Genomic DNA, 22,502 nt, shown 5'->3' on the forward strand with positions numbered 1-22,502 from the left:
ATCCTACGAAGGGTGCGTCATGCGGTTCGTTCTTCAGCTCGTCGCGGTGGTCGCGGTGTCGTGGGCGGCCGGCCAGGCGATCGCGCTCGCCGACGGTCACGCCTGGCTGTCGCTGGCCGTGGGCGTCGGCGCCGCGGTGATCGCCACACTCGTCTACTTCGCGGTGGTACGGGCCACCGAGAAGCGCCCGGTCACCGAGCTCGCCGCCCGTACCGCCGCCTCGGGTCTGATCCGTGGTCTGCTGTTGGGGGTCGCGGTCTTCGCGGCGGTGATCGGTCAGATCGCCGTCAACGGCGGCTATCGGATCACCGGGATCAGTGACAGCCCCGTCGATGCGGCGGGCCTGTTCGGGTTCATGGCCGGCGCGGCGACGACCGAGGAGTTGCTCTTCCGGGGTGTGCTGTTCCGGTATCTGGAGAAGGTCACCGGCACCTGGCTCGCGTTCGCGGCGTCCGCGCTGGTCTTCGGTGGCGTGCACCTGCTGAACCCGAACGCCACGTGGTGGGGCGCGCTGTGCGTTGCGATCGCCGGCGGGGGGATGCTGACGTCGGCCTACATCGCCGCCCGCACGCTGTGGCTGCCGATCGGGCTGCATTTCGGCTGGAACTACGCCCAGTCGGCGATCTTCGGCTCGGAGGTCTCCGGCAACGGTGTGCGGCACGGGATCCTGGAGTCGGAGTCGACCGGCGACGCGCTGGTCAGCGGCGGGCGGTTCGGCCCGGAGGCGAGCGTCTTCACCCTGATCGCGGGCGTCCTGGTCACCGCGGTGTTCCTGTGGCTGGCCCGCCGCCGCGGTCATCTCGTGCCGATGCGCCGCGCCGCCCGTACCGTGGAACCCGCCCCCGCGCGGCCCTCTAAAATCGCCGGGTGATCGACTTCGCCGGGCTGCGCGACCGGTGGCGCCGCTACGACGTCGCGGTCCAGGACCTTCCCCTCGCCCTCCTGCTGACGGCGTTGTCGCTGGTCCCGGAGTGGCACCGGCACGGCACCCGGATCGCCGATGCGGTGCCGTCCCGGCCGTTCGACGCCTGGGGTGTGCTGGTCATCGTCCTCGAGTGCCTGCCGCTGGCGCTGCGCCGTACCCGCCCGACCCTGACCCTCGCCCTGGTGTTCACGGGGTTCGCCGCCGATCAGCTGTGCGGGTACAACACGCTGGGCGGCATCGCCCTGTCGCTCGCCCTGGTCAGCGCCGGACTGTACGCGGCACGGCACCGCCGGACCATCGTGATCACGGCGACCGTGGCCTTCCTCGCCCTGGCCGGGGCGCTGGCGCGGGTCGGGCAGCTCGGGCCGGACGCTGTCGCGCTGTTCTACGGGATCCTCGGTTCGATGTGGGCGATCGGGGCGACCCTGCGGCGCAGCCGGCGGGCCGAGCTGGAGCACCGGCGGCATCTGGCGGAGTCGACCCGGGCCGCCGAGCGCACCCGCATCGCCCGGGACCTGCACGACGTGGTGACCCATCACGTGACGGCGATGGTGGTCCAGGCCGAGGCGGCGCGATATCTGACCGGGGCGCCGGAGCGGCTCGACGGGGCGCTGGCCGCGATCTCGGACACCGGGCGGCAGGCGATCACCGACCTGCGGCACGTGCTCGACCTGCTCGATCCCGGTCACGGCGGTGAGCTGCGGGCCTTGGTCGAACGGACCCGGCGGGCCGGGCAGCCGGTGGAGCTGATCGAGCAGGGCGATCTGCCGGACATCGCGGGCGATGCGTCGGCCACCGTCTACCGGGTGGCGCAGGAGGCGTTGACGAACGCTTTGAAGTACGACCACGGCGCCCGGACCAGCGTCACCGTCCGATACGGGGCAGGGGAGATAGACATGCGCATCAGTACGGACGGGTCAGGCGCCGGGACGGACTCGACCGGTGGCAGTGGGCGTGGCCTGACCGGGCTGCGTGAACGGGTCCGGACGCTCGGCGGCGACTTCAGCGCCGGGCCGGGAGCCGAGGGCGGCTTTCTGGTCACCGCGCGGATCCCGACCGGGGCGACGCCGTGATCCGGGTGCTGGTCTGTGACGATCAGCCGCTGATCCGGACCGGGTTCGCCACCATCATCGACGCGCAGCCGGACATGATGGTGGCCGGGGAGTGCGGCGACGGCCACACCGCCGTCGAGCTGGCGCGCGAGCTGACGCCGGACGTGGTCGTCATGGACGTGCGCATGCCCGGTCTCAACGGCATCGAGGCAACCTCTCGACTGGCGGGCGCCGGTGTGGCGTACCCCATCAAGGTCTTGGTGGTGACGACCTTCAATCTCGACGAGTACGTCTACGAGTCGCTGCGGGGCGGCGCCAGCGGATTCCTGCTCAAGGATGCTCCGCCGGCGCAGCTGCTGCACGGCATCCGGACGGTGGCGACCGGGGCGGCGCTGCTCGCGCCGGAGGTGACCCGTCAGTTGGTCGGCCGTTACGCGTCGCGGATCCTGCCGTCGCACGGTGGTCCGGGTGACACGCCGTTGAGCGCGCGGGAGCTGGAGGTGCTGCGGCTGATCGCGAACGGTCTGTCGAACACCGAGATCGCGGCGACCCTGGTGATCAGCCACGAGACCGTCAAGACGTACGTCTCGCGGATCTTGAACAAGCTGGACCTGCGTGACCGGGTCCAGGCGGTGGTCTACGCCTACCGCAACGGCCTGGTGACCTGATCACGGTCGCTCGCGCCGACAGAATCCGGATCGTGACCGCTCTCGTCACCAGGCGACGACCCTTCGTCCCGTGAGTCACCCCCCCCGGAGGGCGACGTGACGAACAGTCGTTCGGTGGGGCGCCGGCATCGCCGCCGCCCCACACGGGCGTCCTCGTCAGCGGAAGGCGAAGACCGGGGGCAGGACCAGGACGACGATCCACATCCATCCTGCGTACACCGGCAGGTACGTGGTCTGCCAGCGCTCGATCGCCGCGAAAGGCTGCCGCCGGCGCACGAAACGCAGCAGCAGCCAGGCCGTCCAGACCAGGTTGACCAGCAGCACGATGTTCGCGCCGAGCGCCGTCATGTTGTTCGGGGTGCTGCCGTACTGGGCGACACGGCCGGTCATCGTGAACAGCACGAGCGCATCCATCACCAGGGCGCTGGTCACCAGCACCAGCTGCATGATGTCGAACTTGCCGGCCGGGGCCAGCGGGTCCCGGGCCGACATCGAGTACAGCAGCAGCCCGAGGACCAGGACCAGGAGCATGTCGAACAGCACCAGGTTGTCCCGGTCGACCTCGATGCGCCGGCCGTTCCAGCCGACGGTGGCCAGGAACGCCAGTAACCCGATGGTGAACAGCGGCGTGAACAGCCGGGTCAGCACCGGCGCGATGTTCTCGATGACGCCCTGCTTGGCCTCGACGAGCCACCCGGCGACCACGACGGCGGCGACCAGACCGCACGGCAGCAGCCACTCCTCGGTGAGGACGTAGAGCTCGATGTCGATGGCGTTGAACGCTCCGACCGCGAACGCCATCAGCACACCGCCGCCGAGCGCGATGAGGACGAGGTAGATGAACCACTCCCCGCTGAAACGGATGAAGTCCATCCGTCGGCGGGCCGAGCGCAGGTTGTCGGACACGTAGGCGAGGCCGACGACGAACCACAGCGCCACCGGGAGATGGCTGGAGATGACGCCCATCGACTGGGAGTCGGTGTCGACGGGATAGAGGTTCGCCGCGGCGGCGCCGACCACGAACATCGCGAGTACGACGGCACACACCAGACGGCCGGCGCGCCGACGCCACAGGAGGAAGGCGGCCAGCCAGGGCAGCGCGAACAGGGAGTAGTTGAGGCTGTAGAAGCCGTCCTCGTCGACGTCGACGTGGTGGGCGAACAACTCGGGGATCTTGATCGACACCGCGGCGCCGATCGCGCAGACGAGCATGACGATCAGGTCGTGGTGGGTCCGGCTCCTCGGACCGGCGTCACCGGTGAGAACCAGCTGCTTCCACAGCCGTTCGGAGTGTTCCCGGGCGAATTCCCGTGACAGCTCGTCCAGGCCGCCCATACGTTTCACGGCCACGAGGAACGCCTCGTCGCTGTGCAGGCCCAGGGCGGTGAGCTGGTCGACCGAGCCGCGCAGGTGATCCTCGAGCTCGTCGGCGTCGCTCTCGTTCAGCTCGGGGCGGCGGCGTACGTACTGTCGCCACTGCGCGAACTGTGCCTCCAGCTCGTCCGGATCGTTGGTGACGGTCATGCGGTGCCTTCCCGGGGAATCATCAGCGGGCTGAAGTCGCCGACGTTGGGCCAGATCTGCTTGAGTGCCTCGACCACGGTCGCCCACTGGCGGCGTTGCTCGGCCAGTTCGGCGAGGCCCTGCTCGGTGAGCCGGTAGTACTTTCGCCGGCGTTCGCCGGTCGCGGCCCGCCAGTCGGATTCGACGTGGCCGAGTCGTTCGAGGCGGTGCAGCAGGGGATAGAGGAAGCCCTCGGTCCAGTCCAGCTCGCCGCCGGACAACTCGTTGATGCGTTGCAGGATGGCGTAGCCGTAGTTGTCGCCGTCGGCCAGAATGCCGAGCACGATCGGTGTGGCTGACGCAGCGACCAGATCTTTGGCAACCCGCATGTCGTACCCCCTCCGCCTATACCTAGAAGTGCTATGCCTAGGAGTGCAATGCATAGTAGATCTAGGTATCAGCGAAAGCAACGTCCGCTGCCTCCTCGGTCGAGGGCGGCAGCGGACGTCGTCGGAGGGCTATCCGAGCGGTTCGATCCGGATGTTGCGGTAGCGGACGTTCGCGCCGGCGTCACCGTGGTCCTGCAGGCGGATGGGGCCCGGTGTGGCGCTCTCGGCCGCACCTCCGCCGGTGGGGCCGTCGATTGCCACGTTGTTGTGGACGGTGGCGCCGTTCCACACGACGGTCACCCGGGCGTTCTCGGTCTTGGCGCCCGAGCTGTTGAAGCGGGCCGCCCGGAACGTGATGTCGTAGGTCTGCCACGTCTCCGGCGCCCTCGCGGCGTTGCTGTCGGGTGCCTTCTTCAGGTAGATGCTGCCGGCCTCGTCGTTGGCGAGCGTGGTGTCGCCGTACGAGTCCAGGACCTGGAGCTCGTAGCGGTCCTGCAGGTAGATGCCGCTGTTGCCGCGCTGCTGACCGGTCACGTTCGACGGCAGGGTGGGCTCCCACCACTCGACGTGCAGCTTGAAGTCGGTGAAGGTCTGCTTGGTCCGGATGTCACCGCCGAGGACCTCCATCGACCCGTCGGACAGCGGCCAGCCCGCCGCGGCGCCGTCGGGCTTCTGCCACGAGTTCAGGTCGTCGCCGTCGAACAGCACGACCGCCGCGGACCCGCCGCCCAGGATCCAGTGCTGGCTGGCGGCGCCCACGTACTCCCAGAGGTGTGCCTGGGTGCCGTCGGCGGAGCTGCCGTTGAGGGCGTCCAGCACCTTGCCGGACTGCGGGTTCAGGATCGAGCCGTTGGACTGCGGCTGCCAGACCTGCGCGGCGGAGTTGTTGCAGGTCCACAGTTGCACCTTGGTGCCGTTGGCGGTGCCACCGTTGTCGATGTCCAGGCACTTGCCGAGGGCGCGGAAGCTGGTGCCGACGCGGCTCCAACTCTGGGCGCTGCTGGTGTTGCACGTCCACAGCTGGATCTTGGTGCCGTCGGCGGTCCCGGCGTTGTCGACGTCCAGGCACTTGCCGGCCACGCCGATGATCGGCCCGGTGCCGCCGCTGACGGTGATGGCGTCCAGGTTGACGTGGCCGTCGTCGCCGGTGTCGTACCGGTAGGCGATGGTGTTCGCGCCGGCGTTGAGCGGGATGCTCTCGGTCTTGGTGGTCCAGTTCGCCCAGGCCCCGGTGTCGGCCAGGCTGGTCTGCCCGACCTTGACGCCGTTGGCGTACACGCTGATCTTCTTCGTGCCGGTGAACGGGTTGGGCCCGTTGGCGTAGCGCAGCGCCACGTCGTACGTGCCGGCCGCGGCGACGTTGACGGTGAACGTCGTGGTCGCGCCCACGGTGCCGTAACCGGCCACGAACCCGGAGCCGGTGTATCCGGCGTGCTCGGTGGCCACACCGGCGCCACCGGCCAGGCCGGCGTTCTCCGCCTGATAGGTGTTGCCGGTCGGCGGAGGGCCACTGGTCAGCGAGTTGAGGGTGTACCAGGCTTCGGTGCTCCAGAGCGACTCGCCGGTGTCCGCCGAGAACGGGCGCGGCGATCGTACGTACACCACGTGCCCGGCCTTGAGACCGTCGATGGCGAGGGTGACCTTCTTGCGGTCGGCCGACAGGGTGGCCGAGGTGACGTTCAGCGCCTGCTCGTCGATCTTGGGACCGCCGTAGGAGGCGGTCGGCTGATAGCGCCACTGCTTCACCACGTACCGTGCCGCCAGCGCGTTCGCTGTCTCGGTGGACAGCGGCTTGGTGTACTCGAGCTCGAAGCCGCCGTTCTTCGCGCGCATGGCCAGGATGTCGAAGGCGCTCTTTCCGTTGGGGCTCAGCTTCTGCAGGCCGTAGCTGAGCTTGCCGGTCTGCCCCCAGTTGCCGCCCGCGCCGAGGCCGCCGGCGTAGATCGCCCCGTCAGGTCCGATGCTGAGCTCCGCCACGCCCGCTTCCAGGCCCTGGGTGAGCCGGAACAGGGCGCCCTGGTACTCGCCGTTGACCTTCTCGAGGTAGGCGCGCTGGATACCGCCGTAGGTGACGTCGCCGATCAGCATCTGCCCGGCGAAGACGCCGTCCTTGACCAGCACCGGCGTGCTGGGGGAGTTGGCGATCTCGTTCTGCGGCATCCACAGCACCGGCGCGGTCACCGGCTTGGAGTCGAACGGGCCGGGCGGGGTCATGTAGTGGTTGAAGAAGCGGTCCTGCTTGATGTGCAGCAGCTTGGACGAGGGCAGCCAGCCGCCCTGGTTGTCGGTGACGAACAGGCCGTTCTCCGGGCCCCAGCCGATGCCGTGCGGGGTGCGCAGGCCCCCTGCGACGTACGAGACCGCGCCGGTGTCCTTGTTGACCTTGACGGTCGTACCACGGTTGGCGGCCGGCTGCGGGTTGGTGGTGTTGCCGCCCAGGTTGATCGACACCGACAGGTTGAGGTAGAAGTTCGGCGCCTCGTAGAGCAGTCCGAACGCGAACTCGTGGAAGTTCCCGCCGTACGGCCAGGTCGCGACGGACTGGTACTGGTCGGTCACCCCGTCGCCCGTGGTGTCGACGAGCCGGGTGAGCCGGGCCTTCTCCGACACGTAGATCACCCCGTCGACGATCTTGAGGCCCATCGGCTCCTTGAGCCCACCGGCGACCTTCTTGACCGTCACGTTGCCGGGGCTCGTGCTGCCGGTGGCGTTGCCGAGGATGTAGACCTCGCCGGCCGACGACGTGCCCGAGTCGTCCGAGCCACCCCAGGTGAGCACGGCGAGCCGGCCGTCGGGGAACCAGTCCATGCCGGTGACCTTGGGCTGGAAGGTGCCGGGCCGCAGGTTGGTCAGGGTGTAGCCGGGATGCACCGCGGTCAGCGGCAGGCCGTCACCGGGGGAGTCGCCCGCGCTCTCGCACTCCTTGCGGCCGGGCGCCGTCACCCGGACGACGCCGGCGTCGGTGCTCAGCGCCGAGTTCGGCACCAGCGTGAAGGCCGAGGCCCCCGGGGCGCGCCACTCCAGGGTGAGCGTCTGCCCGCCGCCACGCTCGAAGTAGTCGATGCGCAGCGGGTGGATGCCGGCGGCCAGGGTGATCGCGCCCTCCTTGGCCGTCGCGCCGTGCAGTCCGTCGTGGTTGATCACGAGGGTGTCGGCGACGCTCAGACGGGAGCCGTCATCGCTGGTCAGGCGGAACGTGTAGGCCCCGGCCGCCGGGACGGTCACGTTGCCGAGCACCTGCGCGACGAAGTTGTCCTCGATGCCGAAGTCGCCGCCGGTCCAGTTGATCGTCGGCATCAGCTTGTCGATGTTCGGCGTCTGCGCGGGCTTCAGCGTGCAGATCTTGTCCAGGGCGGTCTGCACGTCGAAGATCCGCAAGGTCACGCCGGGTTCCTGCGGGGGCGGTGCGGCGTGGGCCGGCACGGCGGTGAGCAGGCCCGCCGTGACGGCGAGGCCGAGAGTCAAGAGCGACGAGAGGATCTGCCGGTACGGCCGTATGAGCATCCGTTCTCCTCGGGATGGAGGCGCACGGGCGACGGAGGTGGATCCGTGAACGCCGTACGGCGTCACATGCCCGTAACAAGAAGGTGTGGTGGGCGTCACCGTAGGACTCCTTTCGCGCAGTGGTCCAGATCTTCGATGCGGCTGAACGGAACTTTCATCGGTGCATGCGAAAGTAGGTCTTCTGGAACGAATTCATGATTCACGCGCTTGACAAGGCATCGAAAAGTGTCGACTGTGAACGTTCTTTCCGGAACCGGCGGACCCACCCCGCCACCGGCTGTGTCGACCCTCTCCCGCACGCCGGGCCCCCCACGATCTCGCGATGCCGGCGGCGCCGAGGTGACGGGCGCCGATCCCCGCGGTGTCGGCAGGCAGCCGGTCGGGCATGCTGGACGGGTACGACGACGAGAGGGGTGCGCGATGGCTTCGGAGAAGGCGGTTCTGGCCGGTGGCTGTTTCTGGGGGATGCAGGACCTGATCCGTAAGCGTCCCGGTGTGCTGTCGACCCGTGTCGGCTATACCGGCGGCCACGTGGACAACGCGACCTACCGCAACCACGCCGGCCACGCGGAGGCCATCGAGATCGTCTTCGACCCGGCGGTCACGTCGTACCGGGAGGTGCTGGAGTTCTTCTTCCAGATCCACGATCCGAGCACGATGAACCGGCAGGGCAACGACATCGGCGACAGCTACCGCTCGGCGATCTTCTACGACGGCGACGAGCAGAAGCGCGTCGCCGAGGACACCATCGCCGACGTCGACGCCTCCGGGTTGTGGCCGGGCAGGGTCGTCACCGAGGTCACCGCCCTAGGCCCGTTCTGGGAGGCCGAGCCCGAGCACCAGGACTACCTGGAGCGCATCCCCAACGGCTACACCTGCCACTTCCCCCGCCCCGACTGGAAGCTTCCCCGCCGTACGCAATGAGGCGTCCGGTCCGGCGATCGCCGGACCGGTCGGAGGACCGCGAGCCACAAGGGCCGGCGCGGGTTGACCAGAGACGCTGATCAACCCGCGCCGACCGTGGTCCGTCAGGCCGGCAGCCCGCCGGTCCGGGTGCTCACCCACGCCCGGATCGCGGGCAGGTCACCGTAGATGGACGGGCCCGTCGCGCAGACCGGGCTGTTGTCGCCGGCACGGCTCGTCACACCTATCAGCGCCCACCGGCCGTCGATCAGGCGCACCTGCGGGCCGCCCGAGTCGCCGTAGCAGGCGCCGGCGACGCCGCGGGGGTTGTCGGTGCAGATCTCGTAGGCGCCGTCGATGCCGACGCAACGGTCGTCCGCGACGATCGAGGTGTCCAGCTCGTTGGCGACTCGTGGGGTCGACCCGCAGCCACGGTCGGGGCAGGTCTGGCCCCAGCCGATGAGACGGGTGGCGGTGCCGACAGCGCCGGACGCGACCGGGATCCGCGCGGGCGCATGGGTCACCGGTGTGGCGAGCTGGAGCAGCTTGACGTCGATGCGGGGGTGGTCGACGGCGCGCCGGACCGCGACGACCGTGCCGCCGCTGGTTCGGTCGACGCTGCCGACCCGGACGGTGCGTGGCGTGGCACAGTGCTTGGCGGTGACCACCCAGTTCTCCTTGATCAACGTGCCGGTGCAGCCGGACATGTAGACCATGAACGAGTAGTTCTGGCCGGCGGGTGTGCCGCCGATGACCGGCGGTGCCGCCACGGCGGCGGCGGGTGCGAGCAGGCCGCCGAGGGTGACTGCCGTGGCCAGGAGGAAACGGGCGGGAATGCGCATGGGAACGTCCTTCTCTAACGACGGGAACGGTGGATCGACAGGGCGCGCGAACCGTGGTCATCGGGGTGCGGGGTTCCGCCGGGCGGGTGCCCGACGGGATCCGAGGAAGGGGTTCGTGTTGCCGGCCGGTGACACCAGAAGACGCCGCTCAGACGGTGTTCACCGCGAGCGGGTGAACACTTTTCACGCTCGACCACGCGGGAGCAGGGAAGTGTCGCCGCAGCGGTGGGCGCGCCGGTGAGCACCCTGAACGCCGGGACGGGTGAGCTCAGCGGGCGCCGGCGCGACAAGAGCCTCGCAGCCATACGGCGGGCATTGTCATCTATTCGTCACGGAGGTGTAGGAATACCGCGGTTTGATGGTGGGAATCTCGAAGATCCGGTTCGCGGTGAACGTGATGAGGAGCCGATCATGGAGATTGTTCGCGATGTCGTCGAGGCCACCCGGATCACCGTGCACGCCATGGACGGCGCGTCGGTGATCCGGATCATCGGGGATCTGGACCTCGACGTGGCGGCCCGGCTGCGTGCCACCCTGGAGTCGACCGTCGCGCGGTGCCCGTGGGTCATCGTGGATCTGCGGCACACGGGAGGCGTCGACTCCGTCGGGCTCGGCATTCTCGCCGCCGCCGGCCAGTCGGCGCGCCGGCAGGGCGGCGACCTGCTGCTGGCCGCCGCGCCGCCGTTCTTCCTATCGGTCGTGCACGCCGCCCGCCTCGGAGCGCACTTCACCACCTTCGACACCGTGCCCCAGGCGATCACCTTCGCGCTGACGCCACGCGCCGCCGTTCCGCCGTCCGGTGACCGCCACTCGCGGTGAATGGCGGTCACCGGGTAGCGGCCATCACGTGGCGGGTGCGTCCCAGAACACGTAGATCGCCTTGTACGGCACGGCGGCAGTCTGCCCGGCTGTGCAGGCGCCGGTCGGCCGGAGCCCTCCGGAGGTCTGCAGCCGGCTGATCTGGTCGGCCTTGTCGAGCAGCCCGGAGCCGCTGTGGCCGTTGACGTCGAGCAGCAACTCGGGAATGGCGCCCTCCCGCTCCGCCTCCTTCACCTTCGTCGCGGTGACCAGTGAGCCGTCGCGTTCGTACTGCCAGCTCGGCCCCGCGAAGTGGTGGATCAGCCCACCGGCCCCGGCCAGCCGCGCCTCGGGTGTCGACTTGGCGGCGAAGGTGCCGGTGGCCGCATCACACGTGTACGTCTGGGTGCCGGTGGTCACCCGGAAGACACCGATCGCCGTCGAGCCGGCCTTCGGCGCGATCGACTCCGGTACCGGCGGAACCGGGATTCCCGGCGAAGCCGCGGTGCCGACCTCGGCGGCCGAGGCGTTCAGAGCCACGGTGGCGACCGTCGCCACGACTCCGGCCATGCCCACGGCTGCGAGGACACGGACGCTGGTACGAGATGCACGAAGCATCGACTTCTCCCTGAGGCAGTTGACGGCGGACTCCTGAACGGCCCGCTCAGAAGGAGTCCACGCGGCCACGGCCCCCGCGGATCGGCGCCGGCCGGGAACCCGTCCGAACATCCGCCCGGGCCGGGCGATCGACGTACCCCGCGGGAGTGATCAGGGCACCAGCACGAGGCGTTCGGACGTCACAGGCCGAGGCTCCCGGCGGCGCGCACTCGGGCGTCGAGTGAACTGATGGGTAACTTACGCCGTACCTCCTCCTGATCGCGCCAACGGAGACCGACCGTCGCGGAGGTGGCATGTCCATGTTGCTCACCGGTCTTGGCCTGGGCCGCCTGCTCCATCGTGCCGCGCACGCCCCCATGACCCGCCGGCGGTGGATGATCCGCGCCGGTGCCGGCGTCACCGTGCTGGTCACCGTCGGCGTCGCGGCGTACGCCCTGCCCGTCCCCTTCCTCGACAACCTGCTCGCCGGCCAGGTCGCCGAGCGGGTGAGCGCCCAGGTCGCCTGCGCGCAGGTCACCGTCGGCGGTGACCGTCTCCTGGCGCAGGTCCTCCGTGGCCACCTGTCCGAGGTGCGTCTCACCGTGCCCGACGCGACGCTCTCCGGAGTGCAGCACGCATCGTTCACGGCCACCCTGCGCGACGTGAGCCAGCCGGCAACCGACCAGACCCACGTCGGGGCCATGGACGCGTCGATCACGGTCGGCTTCGCGAACATGCCGGCGGTCGAAGGGACCACGGCGCCGACCTATCGGCGGGCGGCCGACGGGGGCCTGATGATCGAGACGGTGGTGCCGGCCGAGGCGTCGGACGACGTCACCGCAAAACTGTTCCTCAAGATGCGCATCGCCGGGGACAGCGCCGAAGCGGTGCCACAGCAGCTCGAGATCTTCGGCCGCAAGGTGCCGGCCGGCAGAGCCGCGGCGCTCACCGGCGGCGTACGAAAGCAGGACCTGCCCGAACTACCCGACGGCGTGACCTACCGGTCGATCACCCCGCGCGCCGACGGCCTGCACGTGGCGCTCAGCGGGGTCGCCACCCAGGCGCTCGACACCCTACCGACGCGGGTGGGCGACCAGACGGTCACCTACTCGGCCGCGGACGGACTGCTCGGCATCTCCACCGCCATCAAGGTCGAGCCGATCGTCGACGTGCCGCTGACCATCCGCGCCGAGCCACGGCTGGACGGCGACTCGCTCACTCTGGTACCGCGTCTGGTGCGCATCCTCGGAAAGGACCGGCCGACCGGCGACGTGCTCTCCAGGATCGTGCTCTCCCGGATCGACGAGAAGGACCTGACCCGCAAACTGCCGGCTCTGCCCCCGGGTGTGCGATACCGGGCGGTCGAGGTGGACCCGGACGGCGTGCACGTGACCGTCAGCGGCACCACGGTTCAACCGTTCTCGGTGCTCAAGCAGCCCGAGGGCGGCCAGCCGACCACCTTCGGCGCCGAGGGCGGCTTCCTGACCGCATCGACCAAGGGATCAAAGCAGGACACCCGGATCCAGCTGTACGCCCAACCGAAGATCACCGGCAATGTCCTGGACATCGCGCCGCAGGAGATCGAGATGTTCGGCACCCGTTTCCCCGCGGCCCGGGTGCTCGCCCAGGTGAAGTCGGCGCCGACCAGCCACCCCCTGCAGGAGCTGCCCGCCAACCTCACCTACCGGGGCGTCGAGGTGACCCCCACCGGACTGCTGATCCGGCTGGAAGGCAGCGACGTGACCCTGGCCGAGGGCGCTCTCGGAGGCGGCTCTTGCTAGCGCCGTCGACCCGCGGCCGGAACACCTACTCCGGGCGTCCGGTCCGGCGGCCGGAATGCCTTCTGGCCCAGACCACATAGATCGCGCAGAGCACCAGCATGAGAACGGCGGTGGCGGCCCAGACCCAACGGGCCGAGGGCTCGTCGGCCAGGAGAGCGCGAATGCCGGCCAGGACCGCGAGCGCCAGCGGCCCTAGACCGAACCATTCGGAATGCTCGGAGAAGGTCAGATCCTTCAGCGACTGACGCATGCCGACAGTCTAAAGGGCCTTCCGGTCGTGGTCTGCCCTCCAGCGACCCGGCGCTGCACGTGCGTTGTGCTCCAGCCCGGCACCAGCCACAGCCGGTGCTGTTCCTCGCCGAGCTGATCGGTCCGGGTGAGAAGCTGAAACAGCACCGCGTCCATCGATCCTTCGTACCACCTCGCCACCAGGACGGGGAGACGGCACCGTCCGGGACGACCGCTGCCGCCCGCGGTATCGGAAGGCGGAATCCGGGTCCACCGATCGCGGTACGGCCACCACCTCACACGGGACCGGGGACACCCTCCGACGTACCCCCGACGTGGTCGGAAACCGCAGGTGAAACCGGTCGAGGACGGCCCGCCGGGAGGGCTGGACCGGCCGGCGCCGGGACGGGCGCGACCGGCCATGATGCGCCGGTGTCGCGTACACGGTTGGCTATCACTGCGGCGGCGTTGTTCGTGGCGGCCCTGAGCGGCTGGGCGGTGTTCCTGTCCGGTCAGGGGCTGGAGGACGCCGATCGATGGGTGACGGTCGTCGGATTCTTCGTCACCACGGTGCTCGCGGCGGGATCCATCGCCGCGGCGTGGTGGGCGTCGCGGCCACCCATCCCGGCACGGCCGGCGGCAACGGATCGGGTGGACGGCAGTGGCGCGGCACTCGCCTGTGACGGAGGGCGGGCCAACACCGGGATCGATGGGTACGGCGACGACCGTACCGCTCAGGTGAATCGCTCGGGGAATGCGACCGCGAGGGGGCCGGGGTCGGTGGCGAACACGGGTGTCTCCCGATCGTCGCGGACGTGACCGTCGACGAGACGCCGCCACCGGCGTCCACCGTGTCCCAGTCCGGTGGTGGACGGGCCGACCAGGGTGGGGTCGCCAACACCGGCGTCATTCACGGCGGCGTGCGATCCGAATTCCACGTGCACCACGAGCACCACCACTATCCGGCGCCGGGATGGCGTCCCCGGTTTCATCGGAGCGTGTCGCGGCGGTCGCTGATCAGGGCGGCCGCCGGGTGGGGCCTCGGCGCCTCCGCCACGGCCGTCGCCTGGAGGTACGCGCCCGGGCCCGGGCACCGGAGCCTCTTGAAGCCGGACGTGACACCACGGGCGCGTCCCTCGGCGACGGCGATGTCGGAGACGGATGAGCCGTACGACACCGAGGGCCGGCTGATCGGCCCGGCGGGTGCCACGGTCTGGTCCGTGGCTCTCGGCACGCTGCGAGGTGAGCCGCTGGCCGTGGTCGGGCGCTCCGACGGTTCCCTCCAACTGTGGAACCCGGTCGCGGGGAAGGCTCGCGGCCGGCCTCTCCCCGGCCACCGCGACAAGGTGTTCGGCCTCGCGCTGCACGGCGCCATGGCCGTGTCCGGGAGTATCGGCGGCGACCTGCTGGTGTGGGACGTGACGTCGGACCCGCCGCGCAGCACGGTCCTGGCCGACGGGATCACCGACGGGGTCAACGGGGTCGCGCTCGGCACGGTCGAGGGGCGGATCGTCGCCGTGTCCGCGTCCGGTGACCGAACCGTGCGGGTGTGGGATCCCGCGAACCCCGGGCGGAGCGGCAGGGTTCTGGGGTCGGTGCTCACCGCCGCGGTCAACAGCGTCGCGGTGGGCGTCGTCGACCGGCGGACGATCGCGGTCACCGGGAGCGCCGACGGCGCCGTCACGCTCTGGGACGTGACCGGCGAGCGCATGCTGCGCAGGCTCGGCTCGCACCGGGCCAAGGTGTGGGCTCTCGCCGTCGGCGCCGTGGACGGTGTGCCGGTCGCCGTCTCGGGCAGTGAGGACGGTGTGCTGCGCAAGTGGGCTCTGGGAATGGCGCAGTCACCGGGGGAGACGCTCGTGAGACTGCCGAAGGCCGTCAAGTCCGTCGCCATCGGTGAGCTTGCCGGCCGGACCGTCGCCGTCGCCGCCTGCGACGACAGCAGTGTCAGCGTCTGGGACCTCGGCACTGGTGACACGTACGGCCGTGGTCTCACCGGCCCGACCGCGGCCGCCCAGGCCATCGCGATCAGCGACTTCACCGGCCGGCCCACCGTCGTGTCCGGCCACTACGACGGCACCATCTGGGCCTGGACCCCCTGACGGCCGGCTGCCGTCGGCGTCGCTACCGGACCATGGCACGCCGGTACGCCGCATCCGCGACCTCCGGCTGCGGGTGGGCGCGCAACCGCCGCAGCTCGTCCGGCCACGGCTCGTCCCAGCGCTTCGCCTGGCCGGCCGCGGCGACCAGTGCCAGCGCGAACAGCCCGCCGGGGAGGTCGCCGCGCTCACCGAGCCGCCGCGCCGTGGCCGGGATGTCGTCGAGCCGGGCGGCGACCGTTCGCCCGCCGGCGATCTGCTCGGCCAGCCTCGCCGCCAGGACGGGACGGTCGGCGACCAGATCGGCGACCTCGGCCAGCGCGTCCGCATCCGGCCCGGCCAGAGCGCGGAGCAGGTCGGCGCCGTCGGCCAGGAACGCCGGTTCCGCGGCGAGCGATCGGGCCGCCTCCCGGATCGGTTGCGGGTCGCCGGTCCGGTGGTTCTGAACCCACTGCACGACGTCCTCGACGATCCGGGTCAGGTACCGGCGGGCCGGGTGGTCCCGGTCGGGAGTGCCCGGCCCGGGATCCCGCCGGTCCTGCTCCACGAGCCGCTCGAAGATCTGCGCCAGGGCGGCACGGCCCTCGGCGCCCGGACGGTCCAGCAGCGCCGCGACCAGCGAACGCCGCAGCTCGGCGTGCCAGAAGACCGGCGAGTCGATGCGTTCGGCGAGTACGTCGACGATCACGGCGATCGCCTCCGGCGCCCACGGGATCCAGGACGACAGCGCGCGGTACGCCTCGACGGCGACCCTCGGGTGCGGCCGGGTGCAGGCGCTCACGACCAGCGACGCGTACCCGGGCCGGTCGGCCTCCCGCAGATCCTGCGGGCCGGCGGCGAGCAGCGCACGGACCTCGGCGGGAGCCGTCGAGCGGGCCGCGTCGGCGAGGACCGACCAGGCGTCCGGGGACGGAGTCCTGCCGCGAAGGGCGGTGACGACCGCTGCGCGTACGTCCGGATGGGTTCCCGGGGTGTGCCAGACGTCGACGAACAGGTGGGCCACGTCCGGCGGCCCGTAGCGGGCGAGGATCCGGATCGCCGCCTTGCGGCTGGACACCCGCACCGGCGACGACGACGGCGCGAGCAGCACCTCGCGCAGCACGCCCGCGAGGGCGGACGCGTTCACGAACCGGGACGCCCGGTCGGCCGCCGACAGCGCGACCAGGGCACGGTCACCGCCGGCATGGCCGAGCAGGACCGGCAGCGCCTCGTCCGGCCGGTCGGTCCAGGGCAGCGCGCCCAGCGCCGCCTCGGCGACCGGAGTCTCCGGTGCGTCGAGGAACGCCGCGAGCAACTCACGACCGGCGACCGGCACCCGGGCGAGGCTCTTCACCGCGGTGGTACGGGCTACCGGCTCCGCTTCGGTGTCGGCGGCCACCCCGGCCAGCGTCGCGGCATAGGCGCGCTGCTGCCGGGGCGTCCAGCGGCGCACGTGGGCCGGCGGGCCGATCAGCGTGGGGTCGTGCAGGACCGTGTCCAGCAGCGTGGTGCTCCAGCCGGAGATCTCCCGCCACACCGGGGCCAGCCGTGCGGCCGACGGATCCTCGCGCAGCAGTTCGGCGGCGCGCGCGGCCCGGGTCCGCGGATCGTCGAGCCACAGCTGCACGGCCCGGGCGCGCACGTCGGCCGGTGACGACGGTCCGGCGGCGCGGCGGAGCAGCTCCTGCAACTCGGGCACCTGCCGGGCGCGGGTCTCCAGCAGGTCGACGAGGTCGAACAGCACGGCGGTGTCGACGGCGAGCCGCTTGCGCAGCGCCGCGGTGACCAGCCGCTCCTGGCCCCGGCGCAGCGGAGTCTCCAGGTAGTACGGAATCGGCAGCCGGGCGATCATGCCGAGCGCCCAGTCGGCCGACTCGTCACCGGGATCGCCGGCGGGCCGCGCCGCCAGGGCCGCCCACGCGAGCTCGACCAGCTGATCACGCGTGCGCGCGGACAGGTCGCGGGCCTCGATCGCCGCGTCGGTGATCGCTGTCAGGGCGGCCGCGTCCGCACCGGTGAAGTGGGGGATCAGCGTGCGCAGCGCCTCCACCACCACCCGCCGCACGGCGTCGCGTTCGTTGCGCACCCGCCGCAGCCGCCCCAGCACCTGCGGCACGGCGGCCGGTTCCCGCCGGGCGACATCGACCATCGAGGTGTACGCCGAAGCGCGCTCGCGGGGTTCGTCGTCGTGCACCTCCTCGTCCAGGATCGGTAGCGCCTCGGCGGCCGGAAGGTACAGACGCCAGCGCCGGGTCCGGTGCGGGGCGGCGGCGACGTGCGGCAGGGCGAGCACCCGGCGCACCTCTCGGGTCCGCAACGGCTCCGGCAGCGACTCGATGTGCCTCGCCCACGGCTCGTCGGTCTGCGGAACGGCCGCGTAGACCTCGGCGCGCCGGGCCGGTGGCAGCAGGGCCAGCAGGTCGGGGTTGATCGCGGTGAGAGCGGCCAGGTCGTCGACGCCGAGCGACACCAGATGCGGCAGCACCCTCGAGTGCAGGTGCCGCAGGCGGTGGGCGGTCGGGTCCATAGTGATCACCAGCGCGGCGGTCCGGGCCGGGAACCGGGCGGCGAGCGGCGTCAGGTCGATGTCCGGCAGGGTGCCGGCGGTGTGTCGTTCCAGCAGGTCGAGCACCCGGGCCGGCTCGGTCCGCGAACACGCGCCGACCGCGGCCGTGAACGCCGGCCAGTCCGGTTCCGGGGTGGCGGCCAGTCCGGCGTGCGCCCAGTCGAGGACGGCCGCGCTGTGCCGCCGGGCAAGCACCTTCCACGAGACGAGCGACCGGGCCAGCCCGGGCAGCAGCCGGGACACCGTCGCAGTGGTGCAGGCCGGGAGCAGGACGGCGGCCTCCCGGTCGCCGTACCGTTCGCGGACCAGGTCGATCACCGCGTCACCGGACCCCGGCCGCTTCCGCAGCAAGCGAAGAATCAGGTGACGCAGCACGGGTGGGGCGTCGGCCAGCAGGTCCCCGCCGGTCGTCCAGCCCGCTCGCAGCGCCTGTCGCACGGCCTCCGCCCGTACCGCCGGATCCGGGTCCTGAAGGGCCTGGACCACGATCGGCCGGAAACCGAGGGCGGCCGCCGCCGTCACCGCGAGGAAGCGCTCGTAGGGACCGCCGGTGGCGAGCTCGGCCGTCCGGGCCTCCGGGTCCGGTCGCCGGCGCAGCAGTTCGAGAAGCGCCGGAATCCTTTGCGGGTACGGCAGAAGGTCGAGCTCGTCGGACAGCACCAGCGAATTGTGCCGTATCGGCCGCACCTGTCCGCCGGGCGGATCACGACGGGAGGATGCGTGGCTCACCCGCGCTCGGTGTTCCGTAGCCTCCCCGTGTGGAGATTCCGGGCAGGATCGCGGAGTGGCTGTCGGCAGGTCCACATCTGGCGGGCGAGCCGGGGTTGTCGGAGGCCGAGTTGCGCCGCGCCGAGCGGACCTTCGGGCTGACCTTCCCGCCGCTGCTGCGCGAGGTGCTCACCCTGGTCCACCCGGTGCGGCGGTTCGTCGCCCCGCAGCCGGGGGCCTATCAGGCGCCGTCCCAGTCTCCGGACTGGCGCCTGCGCGACGTGGAACGCACCCGGACCCTGATCGGGGTTCCGGCCGACGGCGTGCTGGACGACGTCGAGGAGAACGACTTCTGGTGGAACGCGTGGGGTCCGCGCCCGGAGACGATCGCGGAGCGGACGGCCGTCGCGGAGCGTGAGCTGGCGACGGTTCCGCGGCTGATTCCGCTCATCGGCCATCTCTACGTGGCGGCCTCCGACGACTCGCCGGTGTTCGACCTCATCCAGACGCGGGCGAGCGTGTACGCGGTCAGGCTCTCCGATCTCGGTGACGACGAGACCCGGAGGGCTGCGGTGCGATTCGCGACGTGGCCGGTCGGGGCGGTGCCGTTCTGGAGCGAGCTGTGTGCCTACGCCACCCACCGGGACACCGACAGCCCGCTGGGCCGCCTGGGAAGTGGTGGCTTCTGACGAGCGGGCGCATCCCGGTCGGCTCAGGCCGGGTGGGCCATGGTGAGGTCGGCGTAGACGACGATGTTGTCCTCGTAGTGGCCGGCGGTGCTGTCGAAGTCGCCGCCGCAGGTGATCAGGCGTAACCCGGCGTGGCTGATGGGACCGTAGACGGCGTCGGTGGGGAACCGCGCCTTGGCGTACCGCTCGACCTTGGAGACGGCGAACATGGCCATGCTGCCGTCCTCACGGGCGACGTTGACGGTGTCGCCGGGTTCGAGGTCGGCGAGGCGTTGGAACGTACCGGGCTGTTTCTTGTAGTCGACGTGACCGGCGAGCACGGCCGGGCCGAGGGAGCCGGGGGTGGGTGCCCCGGTGTACCAGCCGACGGTCCTCGCGTCGGCGGGCACCTGCATGGTGCCGTCGGCCTCCTGGTCGAGGCCGGTCAGCGGCACGTCGACGTCGAGGGCGGGGATGACGACCCGGGTCGGGTTCGACGTACCCATCAGCGGCCCGGTGGTCAGCTCGCCGCCGCCGCTGCCGGAGGGGGTGCCGCCGACAGAGGGGGCGGCCGTGACCGCGAGGGGGATCTGGCGCGGTCGGTCCTGATCACCACCCCGGACGAGGGCGGTGACGCCGATGATGCTGAGGACCAGGACGGCCGCCGAGAGCGCGTAGCGCCCCCAGCGGTTCCCGGCCGGCCGCGTGATGCCGGTGTCGGTCATGGGTCAGGCCAGACGGCGACGGGCGATGAAGGCGCCCGCGGCGCCGAGCAGGGCGAGGCCGCCGAGAGCGTAGAGCGGGGTGGAGTCGTGCCGGGTGCTGCCGTCGCCGGTGTCGACGCCGCCGACCGGGACCGAGCCGGCCGCCGCGCCGGTGACCATGCCGCACAGTGCGGGGTCGGTCGCCTCCTGCGGGATTCCGGTGAGGCCGGCCGATTTGGCGAGGGTGGATTCGCCGAGGCCGTCCATGTCGTACTTGCCGTTGCCGTTGGCGTCGATGCCGTGCTCGACGACGTGCAGGTCCCTGAGGTGCTTGATGGTGCCGGTGGGCAGGTCGGCCGCCGGGATGACGCGTTCGTAGGTCAGGTTGCCCTTGGCGTCGGCGGTCGGCATCCGGTCGACGGCCAGGCCGCTCTTGGGGGTGGTGTCGCCCTTGGTGGTCAGCGAGATGAAGATGTTGCCGTAGTCGGGCATGCCCTCCTCGGTGCTGACATAGCCGTTGCGGTCGGTGTCGGCGGACATGTCGGGGCAGTGGAAGTCCATGCCGTCGGTGGAGCCGTGCAGGTGCTGGGCGTGCGGGGAGTTCGGCACCAGGCCGGTGGACCGGATGCTCACCTTGAGGTCGCCGTCGGACATGGCGGTCAGAGTGGCGGTGCCGGAGGCGCCGGAGTGATTGAGCGGGTCGAGTTTGACGCGGACGCTCTCGTCGGCGTAGGCGGCGGCCGGGACGGCGAGCAGGATCGCGGTCGCGGCGGGTACGGCCACGAGTATGCGGGAGAGTTTCACGAGGGCTCCTTGCCAAAGCGGGTGGGGTTGTCCGTCAGCAGGGATTCGTAGCCGAGAGTCGCTCGGATTGGTCCGGTCGGCGGATCAGTTCCGCGGACCGGGGATCGTCCACGTCACTGTCGGACGCGACGAGTCGCGGAACCCGTTGGTGAGGGTCCGCTGGATCGGCAGGTCGAGGCTCCAGTCGGCGTCGCGGGTGGTCCAGCTCAGCGCATACGAGCGGTCGTTCCCGGCGGCCAGCAGCATCCGATAGGTGTGCAGGCGCGGCCCGGTGCCCGGCTGCCAGGAGTACTCCCAGTCGGCGCCGCCGCCGGTGACCAGCAGCGGTCCCATGCTGACCTTCCGATAGCCGGGCGGGGCGTTGCGTTCGGCGTCCTGCCACCTGCGCAGCGGCCGGCCGTCGACCGGGCCACCGGGTGCCACGGTGAAGGACCGGACGCCGCCGGGGTCACCGAAGCACACGTCGCCGTCGTCCGAGCCGCGATGCCAGCCGCGCGGCACCGCCAGAGCGAACCCATCGGTGTCGACATGCCACAGCCAGCCGTCGGGCAGGGAGATCGGCGCCTCTTTACCGGAGTCGCTCACCGGCCGCGACTGCGCTGTGGGGCAGGCGCCCATCGGGCTGGCGACGGCCACCGGGGCGGGTGACGGCGGCGGCACCGGACCGTCGTCGCCGGCGCCGCGGACCGCAGCGGTGGTGCCCGCGGCCACGACGGCCGTGGCGACGCCCGCGAGGAGCAGGCCCCGCCATCGTGGTGACGCCGCTTCCGTCGCGGGTTCGGCGGCCGGGGTGGGCGCCACCGGCGCGGCGGCGGAACGATAGTGGACGGCGTTGTCGGCCGGGCGGCGCGGTGCCGGCACCGCGTGGACCCCGACGGCCCTCCGTGTCAGGTCCCGCAACGCCGATCGGGTGGCGCCCGCGGTCAGCCGCTGTCGCGGGTCGGCGGTGAGCAGGCCGGCGATGACGGTGTGCAGTGGTCCGGGGCGCTGCGGAGGATCGGGCGCCTGGCTGAGCAGGGCCGCCAGAGACTCGGCGACCGTGGGCCGGGCGTACGGCGGGCGGCCCTCCACCGACATGTAGAGGGTGGCGCCCAGCGACCACAGGTCGGCTTCCCGGCTGGACACGCCGGCACGCAGCCGTTCCGGGGCCATGTAACGCGGGGAGCCCAGCAGCGGCTCGTCCTGACCGGCCGGAACGGCGACGATGGTGGCCAGCCCGAAGTCGGTGAGCACCACCCGCCCGTCCTCGGCGATCAGCACGTTGTGCGGTTTGACGTCGCGATGCAGCACACCGGCGCGGTGGGCGGCGTCCAGCGCGTCCAGCAGCGTCGACCCGATCCGGGCCGCGTGCCGGTGGGTCAGCGGCCCGTCGCGGGTGACGATGTCGTGCAGCGAGCGCGACGGCACGTACTCCATGACGATCCAGGACCGGCCGGCCGCGCGCACCACGTCGAAGATCCGGATGACGTTGGGATGGTCGAGGCGGGCCGCGGCCCTGGCCTCCCGGATCGTGTTGCGCAGGATCTCGGTGCGGTCCAGGTACGGCAGGCCGTCCGGCGCCAGGACCTCCTTGACCGCCACCTCGCGGTCCAGCAGATCGTCGTGGGCGCGCCACACCCGGCCCATGCCCCCGGCCCCGGCCAGGGCGATCAGCCGGTAGCGGTCGGCCACCACCAGATCGCGAGCCTGCTCCTCGGCGGCATTGTCGTTGTCCGGTTCCACGCCGTCACCCGTCTCCTCGCGTATCGATCACCCGATACGCAGGGATTCGGAGCCGATCGTCC

20 protein-coding genes are annotated in these 22,502 nt (G+C 71.3%); 9 read left to right on the top strand and 11 right to left on the bottom strand.

Features of this window, described 5'->3' with window-relative positions:
• Nucleotides 1–19: 19 nt before the first annotated feature.
• From ACQPZW_RS21075 to ACQPZW_RS21085, 3 genes are read left to right on the top strand one after another with little or no spacing between them, the layout of a single operon-like run.
• Nucleotides 20–871 (top strand): lysostaphin resistance A-like protein, encoded by an 852-nt coding sequence (locus ACQPZW_RS21075; RefSeq protein ID WP_433796625.1) that lies wholly within the window; start codon nucleotides 20–22, stop codon nucleotides 869–871.
• The gene (locus ACQPZW_RS21080; protein WP_433796626.1) at nucleotides 868–1,998 is read left to right on the top strand and encodes a sensor histidine kinase; all 1,131 of its coding nucleotides are present in this window, start codon (nucleotides 868–870) and stop codon (nucleotides 1,996–1,998) included. The genes ACQPZW_RS21075 and ACQPZW_RS21080 overlap by 4 nt, the downstream gene beginning before the upstream one ends.
• A complete protein-coding gene (locus ACQPZW_RS21085; protein WP_433796627.1) occupies nucleotides 1,995–2,645 on the top strand; it encodes a response regulator in 651 nt (216 codons plus the stop codon). Before ACQPZW_RS21080 ends, ACQPZW_RS21085 begins: the two co-directional genes overlap by 4 nt.
• A gap of 156 nt (nucleotides 2,646–2,801) precedes the next feature.
• On the opposite strand, the gene ACQPZW_RS21090 is transcribed toward ACQPZW_RS21085, so the two are convergent.
• The 3 genes from ACQPZW_RS21090 to ACQPZW_RS21100 all read right to left on the bottom strand — a co-directional run bounded on the left by ACQPZW_RS21090 (nucleotide 2,802) and on the right by ACQPZW_RS21100 (nucleotide 8,041).
• Nucleotides 2,802–4,169: a permease prefix domain 1-containing protein gene (locus ACQPZW_RS21090; RefSeq protein ID WP_433796628.1), complete on the bottom strand. Its 1,368-nt coding sequence runs from the start codon at nucleotides 4,167–4,169 to the stop codon at nucleotides 2,802–2,804.
• Nucleotides 4,166–4,537, bottom strand: coding sequence for a PadR family transcriptional regulator (locus ACQPZW_RS21095; protein ID WP_433796629.1), 372 nt, complete (start codon nucleotides 4,535–4,537; stop codon nucleotides 4,166–4,168). Before ACQPZW_RS21095 ends, ACQPZW_RS21090 begins: the two co-directional genes overlap by 4 nt.
• Before the next feature lie 129 nt (nucleotides 4,538–4,666).
• A complete protein-coding gene (locus ACQPZW_RS21100) occupies nucleotides 4,667–8,041 on the bottom strand; it encodes a family 16 glycoside hydrolase (RefSeq protein ID WP_433796630.1) in 3,375 nt (1,124 codons plus the stop codon).
• A gap of 420 nt (nucleotides 8,042–8,461) precedes the next feature.
• Between ACQPZW_RS21100 and msrA the strand changes: the two genes are divergently transcribed.
• The gene (gene msrA / locus ACQPZW_RS21105) at nucleotides 8,462–8,965 is read left to right on the top strand and encodes a peptide-methionine (S)-S-oxide reductase MsrA (protein WP_433796631.1); all 504 of its coding nucleotides are present in this window, start codon (nucleotides 8,462–8,464) and stop codon (nucleotides 8,963–8,965) included.
• 104 nt (nucleotides 8,966–9,069) lie between these two features.
• Here the strand turns inward: msrA and ACQPZW_RS21110 are convergent, their stop codons facing one another.
• Entirely contained in the window at nucleotides 9,070–9,786 is a 717-nt protein-coding gene (locus ACQPZW_RS21110; RefSeq protein ID WP_433796632.1) for a S1 family peptidase, read from the bottom strand.
• A gap of 411 nt (nucleotides 9,787–10,197) precedes the next feature.
• Here ACQPZW_RS21110 and ACQPZW_RS21115 point away from each other — a divergent pair, with 411 nt between their 5' ends.
• A complete protein-coding gene (locus ACQPZW_RS21115) occupies nucleotides 10,198–10,605 on the top strand; it encodes an STAS domain-containing protein (protein ID WP_433796633.1) in 408 nt (135 codons plus the stop codon).
• A 24-nt stretch (nucleotides 10,606–10,629) separates the two neighbouring features.
• On the opposite strand, the gene ACQPZW_RS21120 is transcribed toward ACQPZW_RS21115, so the two are convergent.
• Nucleotides 10,630–11,202, bottom strand: coding sequence for a DUF3455 domain-containing protein (locus ACQPZW_RS21120; protein ID WP_433796634.1), 573 nt, complete (start codon nucleotides 11,200–11,202; stop codon nucleotides 10,630–10,632).
• 293 nt (nucleotides 11,203–11,495) lie between these two features.
• On the opposite strand from ACQPZW_RS21120, the gene ACQPZW_RS21125 reads away from it, so the two are divergent.
• Nucleotides 11,496–12,962, top strand: a complete 1,467-nt coding sequence (locus ACQPZW_RS21125; protein WP_433796635.1) for an LmeA family phospholipid-binding protein — start codon at nucleotides 11,496–11,498, stop codon at nucleotides 12,960–12,962.
• 25 nt (nucleotides 12,963–12,987) lie between these two features.
• Here the strand turns inward: ACQPZW_RS21125 and ACQPZW_RS21130 are convergent, their stop codons facing one another.
• Both ACQPZW_RS21130 and ACQPZW_RS21135 read right to left on the bottom strand, forming a co-directional pair.
• Complete coding sequence (locus ACQPZW_RS21130; RefSeq protein WP_433796636.1) at nucleotides 12,988–13,212, bottom strand: hypothetical protein; 225 nt, start codon at nucleotides 13,210–13,212, stop codon at nucleotides 12,988–12,990.
• The gene (locus ACQPZW_RS21135) at nucleotides 13,197–13,367 is read right to left on the bottom strand and encodes a hypothetical protein (protein ID WP_433796637.1); all 171 of its coding nucleotides are present in this window, start codon (nucleotides 13,365–13,367) and stop codon (nucleotides 13,197–13,199) included. The genes ACQPZW_RS21130 and ACQPZW_RS21135 overlap by 16 nt, the downstream gene beginning before the upstream one ends.
• A 270-nt stretch (nucleotides 13,368–13,637) precedes the next feature.
• Between ACQPZW_RS21135 and ACQPZW_RS21140 the strand changes: the two genes are divergently transcribed.
• Both ACQPZW_RS21140 and ACQPZW_RS21145 read left to right on the top strand, forming a co-directional pair.
• Entirely contained in the window at nucleotides 13,638–14,009 is a 372-nt protein-coding gene (locus ACQPZW_RS21140; RefSeq protein WP_433796638.1) for a hypothetical protein, read from the top strand.
• Entirely contained in the window at nucleotides 14,006–15,292 is a 1,287-nt protein-coding gene (locus ACQPZW_RS21145; protein ID WP_433796639.1) for a WD40 repeat domain-containing protein, read from the top strand. Before ACQPZW_RS21140 ends, ACQPZW_RS21145 begins: the two co-directional genes overlap by 4 nt.
• Nucleotides 15,293–15,314: 22 nt before the next feature.
• On the opposite strand, the gene ACQPZW_RS21150 is transcribed toward ACQPZW_RS21145, so the two are convergent.
• Nucleotides 15,315–18,494 carry a HEAT repeat domain-containing protein gene (locus ACQPZW_RS21150; protein WP_433796640.1) on the bottom strand — a complete coding sequence of 1,060 codons (3,180 nt, stop codon included), beginning with the start codon at nucleotides 18,492–18,494 and terminating at the stop codon, nucleotides 15,315–15,317.
• A gap of 98 nt (nucleotides 18,495–18,592) precedes the next feature.
• Between ACQPZW_RS21150 and ACQPZW_RS21155 the strand changes: the two genes are divergently transcribed.
• Nucleotides 18,593–19,231 carry a hypothetical protein gene (locus ACQPZW_RS21155; protein WP_433796641.1) on the top strand — a complete coding sequence of 213 codons (639 nt, stop codon included), beginning with the start codon at nucleotides 18,593–18,595 and terminating at the stop codon, nucleotides 19,229–19,231.
• Nucleotides 19,232–19,254: 23 nt separating this feature from the next.
• Here ACQPZW_RS21155 and ACQPZW_RS21160 read toward each other — a convergent pair whose 3' ends face one another.
• The 3 genes from ACQPZW_RS21160 to ACQPZW_RS21170 form a co-directional block, all read right to left on the bottom strand.
• Nucleotides 19,255–19,935 carry a class F sortase gene (locus ACQPZW_RS21160; protein WP_433796642.1) on the bottom strand — a complete coding sequence of 227 codons (681 nt, stop codon included), beginning with the start codon at nucleotides 19,933–19,935 and terminating at the stop codon, nucleotides 19,255–19,257.
• Nucleotides 19,936–19,938: 3 nt separating this feature from the next.
• Nucleotides 19,939–20,718: a hypothetical protein gene (locus ACQPZW_RS21165; RefSeq protein ID WP_433796643.1), complete on the bottom strand. Its 780-nt coding sequence runs from the start codon at nucleotides 20,716–20,718 to the stop codon at nucleotides 19,939–19,941.
• Between the two features lie 84 nt (nucleotides 20,719–20,802).
• Complete coding sequence (locus ACQPZW_RS21170; protein WP_433796644.1) at nucleotides 20,803–22,440, bottom strand: serine/threonine-protein kinase; 1,638 nt, start codon at nucleotides 22,438–22,440, stop codon at nucleotides 20,803–20,805.
• Nucleotides 22,441–22,502: the final 62 nt, after the last annotated feature.

The sequence above is a fragment of the Actinoplanes sp. CA-252034 genome, assembly GCF_050956125.1.
GTDB lineage: Bacteria > Actinomycetota > Actinomycetes > Mycobacteriales > Micromonosporaceae > Actinoplanes.